The organism is Lactobacillus nasalidis, from assembly GCF_016587775.1.
Taxonomy (GTDB): Bacteria; Bacillota; Bacilli; order Lactobacillales; family Lactobacillaceae; genus Lactobacillus; species Lactobacillus nasalidis.
In genome coordinates this window covers 1-634 of record NZ_BOCG01000630.1, presented here as the reverse complement: position 1 = coordinate 634, position 634 = coordinate 1, and the positions used below count along the sequence as shown (strand labels likewise).

Genomic DNA, 634 nt, shown 5'->3' with positions numbered 1-634 from the left:
AATAGCGGTGATCGGGGTCGAACCGATACGTCCGTAATGGACACCAGATTTTGAGTCTGACGCGTCTGCCAATTCCGCCACACCGCCATGCTATTTCACTTATGGCCGCTAAGCCTAAGGCGGGGATCGGAGTCGAACCGACGATTAAGGTTTTGCAGACCTCTGCCTTACCACTTGGCTACACCGCCACATTATTTTCTTTTTGCCACCTGGGCTAGGGCGGTATGTGGGAATCGAACCCACGTGTGCTGGATCCACAAACCAGTGTGTTAACCACTTCACCAATACCGCCATATTTTCTAACAGGGATAGTAGGAATTGAACCCACACCGACGGTTTTGGAGACCGTAGTTCTACCTTTAAACTATATCCCTATTATGGAGGAAAGTGGATTCGAACCACCGAACTCAGAGAGAGCGGTTTTACAGACCGCCGCGTTTAGCCACTTCGCTATTCCTCCATTTTCAATGGCGCGGGACGGAATCGAACCGCCGACACATGGAGCTTCAATCCATTGCTCTACCAACTGAGCTACCGAGCCATCAAACGGTCCATGCGGGATTTGAACCCGCGATCTCCTCCGTGACAGGGAGGCGAGATAAACCACTGCTCCAATGGACCATATTGCGGGAGC

General features: G+C 51.7%; 7 tRNA genes. All 7 read right to left on the bottom strand.

Annotation, left to right across the window (positions count from 1 at the left end):
• Positions 1-2: 2 nt before the first annotated feature.
• Positions 3-87: transfer RNA gene (locus lacNas_RS11865), tRNA-Leu, on the bottom strand.
• Positions 88-117: 30 nt separating this feature from the next.
• Positions 118-188 (bottom strand) — tRNA-Cys (locus lacNas_RS11860).
• 30 nt (positions 189-218) lie between these two features.
• Positions 219-291, bottom strand: a tRNA-His gene (locus lacNas_RS11855).
• A gap of 12 nt (positions 292-303) precedes the next feature.
• Positions 304-374, bottom strand: a tRNA-Trp gene (locus tag lacNas_RS11850).
• Positions 375-378: 4 nt separating this feature from the next.
• Positions 379-460 (bottom strand) — tRNA-Tyr (locus lacNas_RS11845).
• A gap of 8 nt (positions 461-468) precedes the next feature.
• Positions 469-541: transfer RNA gene (locus tag lacNas_RS11840), tRNA-Phe, on the bottom strand.
• Positions 542-547: 6 nt separating this feature from the next.
• A tRNA-Asp gene (locus tag lacNas_RS11835) sits at positions 548-621 on the bottom strand.
• Positions 622-634 lie beyond the last annotated feature (13 nt).